The following is an 8,336-nucleotide window of genomic DNA, read 5'->3' on the forward strand; positions in this document are numbered from 1 at the left end:
CATGCGCAGTGCACGGCACATACACGACGGGTGGAATGTTGTCCGGTAGCCGCATCTTCTCCCCCTGACCGAGCGCGGGGAGGTCGAACCCCACGACAGATCAGACGCAGCGAGTGGCTGTTCGGTTCCGTTCCGGAGCGACGAGCACTTACGACCGAGAAGGTCGCTCATCGAGAAAGCGCCTGCCATGTCGCCTCGCCCGTTCGATTCCCCGCCTCGAACAGCCATGGCCACTCCGCGAAGTCCTCGGGTCGACCACCACCGTTTCGACACCGTTTCGGCATGTTCTCGGGAGGAGACGGGGACCGCTCCTTCAGGTCAGCAGGTTCGAGACTCTGCCGGAAGATCAGCCACGTCTGTGGCGTGAAGCCCACTGCCTCAGCGCGTTTCGCAAGATCCATCCAGACCTCACTGTTGGCGTAGCCGCCCTTCGAGCACAAAGCGCCACCAGCCGGCCGTCGGATCGTCCTGAGCGAGTCAGGCGCAGATCACGTTCCGATCAGACACCAGGGCAGCCTCATTCGAACGGACGGTAGACCAACACCGGTCCTCTGCTTGAAAAGTCACTTGCCCAGACTCTCCGCGATGTCTCCGATGGACGTCAATGTCCGCTGATCGGTGTACTCAGCCTCATCGAAATAGCGCCTGAACACCGACCGCATCAACTCGATGACCTCGATGTGTTGCATCAACACAACCCGCAACGATCGATCGCCACTGTAGGCAATCCTCTCGAACTTTGCGCCGAGCTGGCGGGCAGAATCGAGGGTACCGAACGCCTTGACGTCGACGAGGTATTCCGTCTTTCGCACCATGGTCTCCAGATGCCTGATGTAGGCGATGCAAACCTCGTCGCACCGGAACGCCACGCCTTCGGGAATCTCGAGTTGGCCGGACTCTGCCTGCATCGACAGTGACCGCCACTGTTGCATGGACGCTGCGAGTTGGTTCATCTCTAAAGCCATCGGGTTCCTTTTTCTAGTTCGCTAACGGCAGGGACGGCCGAAGCGAACGCGCCAACCGTTCGACCTCGACACATGGGTCGCCGAGAGGCTCGGTCGATAGAAAGCCGTCGAGGATCAGATAGAACACGCCACTCGGGTGCCCGAAGGCGACGCCGCAATTCACCTCGTCGTACTGAGTGGTCCGGCGGAACCGCAAGCCGTCGAACCCCTCGATCGGCTCGAACTGCTCGAACCGTCCTCGATCGCGCACATAGTCGAGGCTTTCAGTAGACGAGAAGATACCGAGGAAATACCACGGCGTAGGTAGAGGGTTGGTCCAGATACAGGTCATCCAGTCTTCCGAGATCGGGAGATCTCCCACCAGGTTCGAGGACTTGGTCTCGACGGCGAGTCCTGCTGCTTCGATGGCAGAGTCCGGGATGGTGCACGGATCCCACGCACCATTCGCTGGAGCGGTTGTCATCACCGATGTCGTCGGCGGTACCGCGACGGGCGCGCCTTCGGTTGCGGCTCCGCAGCCAGCGGCCACCAGAACCACACCGACCACACACGCGACCACCAATCGCATCTTGCTCACAGCCCTCCGTCCATGGAACCCATCCGTGATATTGGACGCAGCCAACGTCGTACCGGTTCCCTCGGACCGGGCGCAGTTGCGCCCGGCGTCTACCAATGGGTGTGACGACCTCGCTCGGGTGGACGTCGTCGCATCCCCGGGCCACGCCTCAGCGGGGCCGAACCATCCGTTGCCGACCGCGCAACACACCCGCCGAATTCGACTACGCAGATTGGACATCCGTCATCATTGACGCGTGATCAAACAGGGAATCGGATTTGCTCTACTCGGCGCAGTGGTCGCGGTGCTGGGTCACTCGGCGACTGCAACTGCGGGGTACTCGGCGTACGTCTCCGGCGAGTCGTTCTATGGTCCGGACACCACGCTGGGGCCATGGGTGCAGCCCATCGTCGCTGCTTCAGCCGGCGCAGTGATCGGCTTGCTCGCAGGCCTGGTGCTGTACCTGTGCGGCTTTCGATTCGCCGTCGATCCGTCTCGCCGAGTAGGGCTGGTCGCCGTTTTTGGTCTGATCGGAGTGACGCTGGGTATGACGCCCGTACTGATTCTGTTGGGAACGAGCTTTTCCGGTGCGAGTTCGATCGTCTCGACCGAGTACCTGCTGCCGATATACGCGGGCACCGGAGTTCTGGCCTACGTGCTCGGAGTCATCTCGGTTCGGTTGCTGCTCAGGGCAACCCATGATCCGTTGTCGTCCCGGACGACCAAGGTTGTGGCCGCCTTTCTCCCGATAGGAGGTGTCCTGGCTACCCTAGCCGGAATGGGGACTGCCTGGATTCTCGGATTCTCTACGACGGCATCCACTTTCGTCGCGGTAGTCGTGGCGGTTTTGTGCGTACTCGTGGCGACCTTTGCGCTCGCGCGGGCGTGGGCCCTGCGTACGACGGCGTAGGAGCTCCTTCTTTGCGAGGCACAGCGGCCCGTCGACTCCTGTGACTGACTGCTTTGGATCTGTGGGGGCCGAAGCAGTCGGTGTCTGCCTCTGTGGAGTCGGGCGTGAGCAAGAGCGCCGATGTGGGACTGAGTCCGGTGCCGATCGTGTGCTCTGCGAACTCGTCGACGCTCTGATGGACAGGGGCGGTACGCCTGCGACCGAGAACGATCTCGCGTACGGAATGAGTTGACACGCCTGGCGGTCGCAACCTCAGCCAGAGGCACGCGGTTGCCGTTCAGGTCCCAGCTCCACGTCGACAAGTAGTCAGGACCCGCGTTGCGGGCACCGGCGGTAGTCCCGTCGGCGATGCGCAGCTCGCTTCTTTCTGCCGTTTTCCGTTGTACCCGTTCATTTCCGAATGCGGCAGATCAGTCTCGGTACACCGATTCGTATCGGTACCAAGGGCCGTCGAGGTGAGCCCAGGAGAAATCGGCATTGCCCAGGCCTGCCGGTTCATGATCAGGCGAGTACACCCACCCGCTCGTAAAGCTGAAGAAGATGGTCGAGTTGTCGACGAAATAGACTTCTCCCGACGGGCCGCCCCGTGCGCGACTGATATCGAAAGGTCCGATCTCGAACTCCTCGCGGGACATGCCGGGGTTCTCTCGGATGTCGACGGCGATGGCCTCGAACTCACTGCGCTTGTCGAGGAAGGTCGTACTTGGCCCCCACACCACGAATGCGAACGCGGCGGCGACGACGAGGGGCGCAGGGAGTGTCCACCAGGACCAGCGTCGATCACGGCCGAGCACGTAGAGGGTTCGGATCGCCCACACCAGGCCGGTGACGGCGAAAACCACAAGTACGACTAGATGAGCCAACAGTGGGTCGGCCCAGGTGTGGGCACCGAACGGCGACGGCCACCAATTCCGTTTGACGCAGACCCATACGGCCGCTGCGGCCGTCACGAAGGTAAGCAATATTGGACCGGGTGGCTTCGACCGTCTCCGCTCACCCGTCAGCTGCTGATGCACCCACCTGTCGAGCGATGCCATTCTTGCCATCGAGTCAGAGTATCTGCCTACACGCTGCGGCCTACTCAAGCTCGAGCTCTCGTACGCCATGATCTCGGTGTTGGTCAGTGAGTTCATGTTGTCGACGTAAGGACTCGGGCACTTCATCTCCATCGCATACGACGGGTTCGACATCGCCGACATGTACGCCGGGATCCTCATCGTGGCGCTGATCGCTCTGCCCTCGACCTCGCTGATCTCTCTCGTGCTCAACCGATTCGATTGGAGGCGCCGCTGATGAGCAGCACCTTGGACAGGGTAGCCACCACCCCGACCATTCCCCCGAAGGTGACCTCGTCTACGGGCCGCACCAACGCCCGACGGTTCCGCCCTCCTCTGGTCGTGGCCGTCGTCGCGGTCTTGATCTGGTGGGTAGCGGCAGTTCTGGTCGACAGTCTCATTTTCCCGACGCCTGCCGAGGCCATGGCCTCGCTAGTCGAGGACCTGGGCAAGGCGGACTTCCGCGCCAACGTCGGCGACTCCCTGCGCATTCTTGTGCTCGCGTTTCTGGCCAGCACAATCGTGGGCTCACTGCTCGGCCTGACACTGGGACTGAGTCCGTTCTGGACCCGAACCATCGCCCCGATCGTCTACTCGATCAACAGCATCCCGAAGATCGTGCTGTACCTGATCTTCCTGTCGTTCCTCGGGATCGGCGCACTGAGCCGATTCGGGTTCTCCTTCTACGCCGCCTTCATCCCGATGTTCCTCGTCGCGGTCGAGGCGACGGCATCGGTTCAGAGAATCCACCTGAAGATGGCGGCGTCGCTGCAGGTGAGCTGGCCCAGGTTGATCCGTCAGATCGTAATTCCCGCCGTGCTCCCGGCGCTGGCGACGGGTATGCGCATGACCTTCGGCTTGGCGTTCCTGGGACTGCTTCTCGCCGAGATGTTCTCGTCGTCCAGCGGCATGGGATACGAACTGTTGCGCAACGTGAGCCTGGTGCGGATGGAAAACATCATGGGCACGGTTGTACTGATCCTCGTGATGGCACTACCGCCGACGATTGCCCTGCAGTGGTTGGAGAGTCGCATCACCTCGAAGTACGGCGGCCGGTGACGTGGTCCGAATTGACGGTCCCCCGCGTCGCTCAGCCCGGGCACGATGATGCCCCGATCGTTGAGCACTTCGTCGATAGCATCGGTGACGACCCGACGGGATGACATTGTCTTCTCCCGAGCAGCAATGCCTTCGGGGGGGGCACGACCACCACGCCGGTTGCTCCGCGTGCAACCAGCAGATCGATCGTCCGAACCATCGATCCACCGGTTACGACCGTCAAATCGAGAACAAAGACCGGGGTACCGGACAGGTCGGCCGGCAAGACTCCAGATACGACACGGGTTCGAGCGTCTCGCCGTCGCGCGCTATACCGATGAACACGACACCCGACTGCCGACCCTCGTTATAGCAGGCATCGTCGGTCGAGGTGGTGGTCGGCTCGTCGAGCACCATCACGTCCGCGCCCAAAGGTAAACGGTCACAACGGGGACGTCCTGATCGGCACGTGCCAAATCCACCCGAGCTGTCCGAGACCTAGAGGCTGGCCGTTGATGATGCGCAGACATAGTGCAGAGGAGGGAAGTAAAGGTAGCCGTCGATGTCCGTTGAATAGACGACAGACAGGTACCGAAGCTATAAGGAAATATAGGCCTGTGATCTATAAATCCTGCAGTGCTGATTACTTGCGCCTCGTGCGCAGTGCAATCTGATGTCAGTTCCCCCGCCTCCTCCTCCCCCGCCGCCACCTCCGCGGCCCGAGTCACCGCGGCAGCCGGTGCCGACGTCTCAGACCCCTTCGTTTCCTGCGCCCATCTTTCCGGGATCCGCTCAAGCACCGGAAGACAACGATGGTCGACGTAAACCGTTGATACTGATCGTCGGCGCACTAGGAGTCGTCGCAGTGCTCGCATTGAGTGCCATTTTGATCGGAACGAATGCTTTCGGCAACGCCCCTTCGGATGACCTGCTTGCTGGCAACGCACCTGATGCCGCTCAGCTGGCTGAGCCCCACAACGCCGATGATTTGGGCGAAAACACCGATACAGGTAACGCATCAGTAACCAAGTGCAGTTCGGAACCGACGTTTACTCCGACGAAGGTGACGAGCGCGGGTGGCTCGCTTGAAGTCACGATGTTTGTTGCAGCACAATGCGCCGATGGTGACGTTCTTTCATCGAGTCGGACACGAATAACGTTGAGCCAAGCCGGCTCCGACGTGGCGTCAGCAATTTTTGACCTTTCGAGGTCGCCTCTCTATGTACCTGCCGACGAAAGCCAGCAGTCTGCCGCCACGCGCGTCTTCAGATTTCCGATTGGAAGTTTTTGGCGTACCCCTGAGTCTCTGACCAGTTCCGGCTATTTCGTGGACACAGAAGAGTCCGGTGTCCAAGGTCCCCAATCGGGCGAGGTTTCCGAGACAACACCCCCGATCGATGCGGTCGCTGCGGCTGCGCCCGAGTACACCGATGCTGACAGCGCCAGTGCAACTGGGCTGCGAGCAATAGCCGACACCGACAAACCCATGATCATTCGCGACGTCGGTGAGCGATGGGTTCCTCAACTCAGTTCCAAACGAAACGGGCTCGTAGCAGAAGGAATAACCTGGAACAGTTCCGAGATCCTTCGCGACCACCTTGAGCTGAGGTCACGTTTTCCACAAGTCAAGCTGATGTGGTCCGCGGAATGGAACGTCTTCAGCTACGACGACTTCTGGGTCACTATCGCCGGTATTGAATTCAGCACTCCTGATGCGGCCAACAATTGGTGCTCAAGCAATGGCCTTTCGCGAGACAATTGCCTGGCTAAGTTAGTCAGCGAAACTCACCCGGTCGAGGGCAGCACTGTGACCCGCTGACACCCGCTAGCCACTCTTATTCGAAATCGGGAAGCCCGAACCGTAGCGGGCTCCCCGATTGCCCACGAACCGTGGTCAGTACCGACGTGCACCTGACCGGTTCATCTTCCGGTAGTCGAAGTATGCCGACGACGGCTTCAACCACATGAAGACCACCCCGACAATGCCGAGCGCTACGATCAGCCAGCCCGTGGGTCCGGTCAATAAACCAAAAACGGACAAGCACGCGAGCACAGTGGCAGTGACCCTCGCCCCGTTGCGGCCCGCCTTTACACCGAACGCGATGGCGACATACGCAGCGGCCGTCACCAAGAAGACTCCGGCTAAGCCTGAATCCACCGATGAGCTTGTGAAAGTTGATCCGAATCGACGACACGAGCAAGAACTGTTTCCAGGCAGGGCGTGACCGCTGGTCTACCCAGCTTTTCCACGATTGACGAGTGTCGGGCCGCTGTCGGCGATTCGGTCAGATTTCAAGTGATGGGTGGCGGGCTGTACCCGATAGTGTTGGCCCACAGTCGAAGCCACACAGCGGTCCACGGCCAGTGAGTGGGCAGTCGCAGGATCGGTTTTCGTTGCGGTCGAGTCAATCGAGCGGGGATGTTGACGATCTTGCGTCGGAGCGTGGCCCCGCGGGAATGTGAATGCCGGTCGCCGGCAAGAACGCCGGTTGCCCGAAGCAGATTGTGGGCGATCGCCGCGCACAACACCCAGGCGGAGTTTGCCCCGAACTTCCCCGATGGCATGTGTGCAAGTGGCCCGTCGATGAGATCAGCGAACACGGTTTCGATAATCGCGTGCCGGCGGTGTGTGACATCTGCGTCGGCGGTGAGCCGGGTGGTGTTGGTGAAAAAGGGGTGATACCGCCAGACGGGAAACAACGTATCCGGGAATCGTGCGTCTTTGACGCGGCGCACAATCAGCCGGGCGGCGACCGGGGTCTTGGTGGAAGTGAAAGCGGTGTAAGTGGTTTCGGCGACTTCGGCATCGGAAATCCAGTCACCGGTCTCGGGGTCTCGTACCGCGCCGGGATACTTCACGGGTGTCCAGGCGTCTTCGGCAATCGAATCGATTGCCCGCGCGACGGCGGTGTTCTTGGCCATCACGACCGAGAATTCGACCTTTGAGCGCAAGCAAGCGGTCACGACGGAGCGGGTGCCGTAGGCAGAATCGCCACGAACGAGGATCGTGCCGACCGCACCCGCTTTTCGGGCGGTGACGATGGCTTGGGTGACCATCCGGCCTGCGCCTTTACCCGATGCGGCTTTGCCTGCTCGTAGCCGCATCCCGGTGATGACCGGTGCGGAATCGGCGGTGCTGAGTATCGTTGCGAGCGGTGAGAGTCCTTTGCGGAGGACCTGCTTTCCGGCGATTTTTGCATGTCCGTAGGAGGCGCCTTCTTTGGCGTGGCCGTAAACGGGGCGCAGCAGCGAATCGATGTCAATGAACGCGTGATCGACGAGTCCGGGGAGAATATCGGTGCGGGAGGCGAGTGAGATGAGGTGTTCACGCAGCACTGATTCGAGTTGGCGATTGTGCCCGAAAGTGAACTCACGCAGCAGTGTTCCGATAGTGGAGGGTGCGTAGACGTTGCCGAACAGCTCCTTCATGCCGCCGGAGCGAAGGACGTCGATGTCGTCGATGCTGTCCGCGCCCGCGCACATCCCGGCGATCAGTGTCACCAATTTTGGTGCCGGATTCGCTGCCCCGGATGCGATTTTCGTGGCGGTGATCGAGATCTTCTCGGCGAGGAGGTCCGTGAGCCTGGTCTGCTCGGCCAACGTCATCACCGGGACCAGTCCCGCGCACGAGACGATGTGGTTCTCGTTGAACACTGCGGAATCTTCGACGAACTTGTGGGACACTTTCACTGGAAGTGCCTTTCCTGAGCTGGTGGATTTGTTGCGTGAGAACTCAAATCATCCCAGTTCAGGGGGCACTTTCTTCAGTTAGACACTCCGGTCAATGGAAGTTCTATCGGTGGATTCAGGCT

Annotated in this window: 7 protein-coding genes and 1 pseudogene; 3 read left to right on the top strand and 5 right to left on the bottom strand. The window is 60.7% G+C overall.

From position 1 onward, the window contains the following. Positions 1–563 precede the first annotated feature (563 nt). A complete protein-coding gene (locus ACOQFP_RS10235; protein ID WP_421584250.1) occupies positions 564–965 on the bottom strand; it encodes a hypothetical protein in 402 nt (133 codons plus the stop codon). Positions 966–978: 13 nt separating this feature from the next. After that, positions 979–1,533, bottom strand: coding sequence for a DUF3558 domain-containing protein (locus ACOQFP_RS10240; RefSeq protein WP_421584255.1), 555 nt, complete (start codon positions 1,531–1,533; stop codon positions 979–981). Between the two features lie 244 nt (positions 1,534–1,777). Between ACOQFP_RS10240 and ACOQFP_RS10245 the strand changes: the two genes are divergently transcribed. Beyond that, complete coding sequence (locus ACOQFP_RS10245; protein ID WP_421584251.1) at positions 1,778–2,431, top strand: hypothetical protein; 654 nt, start codon at positions 1,778–1,780, stop codon at positions 2,429–2,431. 410 nt (positions 2,432–2,841) lie between these two features. Here ACOQFP_RS10245 and ACOQFP_RS10250 read toward each other — a convergent pair whose 3' ends face one another. Then, entirely contained in the window at positions 2,842–3,699 is an 858-nt protein-coding gene (locus tag ACOQFP_RS10250; RefSeq protein WP_421584252.1) for a DUF1109 domain-containing protein, read from the bottom strand. 24 nt (positions 3,700–3,723) lie between these two features. Between ACOQFP_RS10250 and ACOQFP_RS10255 the strand changes: the two genes are divergently transcribed. Beyond that, a complete protein-coding gene (locus tag ACOQFP_RS10255; protein WP_421584253.1) occupies positions 3,724–4,545 on the top strand; it encodes an ABC transporter permease in 822 nt (273 codons plus the stop codon). Here ACOQFP_RS10255 and ACOQFP_RS10260 read toward each other — a convergent pair. Then, positions 4,545–4,872 (bottom strand): annotated as a pseudogene (locus ACOQFP_RS10260) (uracil phosphoribosyltransferase); the annotation flags it as partial. The gene ACOQFP_RS10255 and the pseudogene ACOQFP_RS10260 sit on opposite strands and share 1 nt — an antisense overlap. Positions 4,873–5,389: 517 nt before the next feature. On the opposite strand from ACOQFP_RS10260, the gene ACOQFP_RS10265 reads away from it, so the two are divergent. Next, positions 5,390–6,343: a hypothetical protein gene (locus ACOQFP_RS10265; protein WP_421584254.1), complete on the top strand. Its 954-nt coding sequence runs from the start codon at positions 5,390–5,392 to the stop codon at positions 6,341–6,343. A 473-nt stretch (positions 6,344–6,816) separates the two neighbouring features. On the opposite strand, the gene ACOQFP_RS10270 is transcribed toward ACOQFP_RS10265, so the two are convergent. Continuing rightward, positions 6,817–8,214, bottom strand: coding sequence for an IS1380 family transposase (locus ACOQFP_RS10270; RefSeq protein ID WP_075835702.1), 1,398 nt, complete (start codon positions 8,212–8,214; stop codon positions 6,817–6,819). Between the last annotated feature and the right edge of the window lie 122 nt (positions 8,215–8,336).

This window comes from Rhodococcus sp. MALMAid1271 (assembly GCF_049195265.1).
Classification (GTDB): Bacteria; Actinomycetota; Actinomycetes; order Mycobacteriales; family Mycobacteriaceae; genus Rhodococcoides.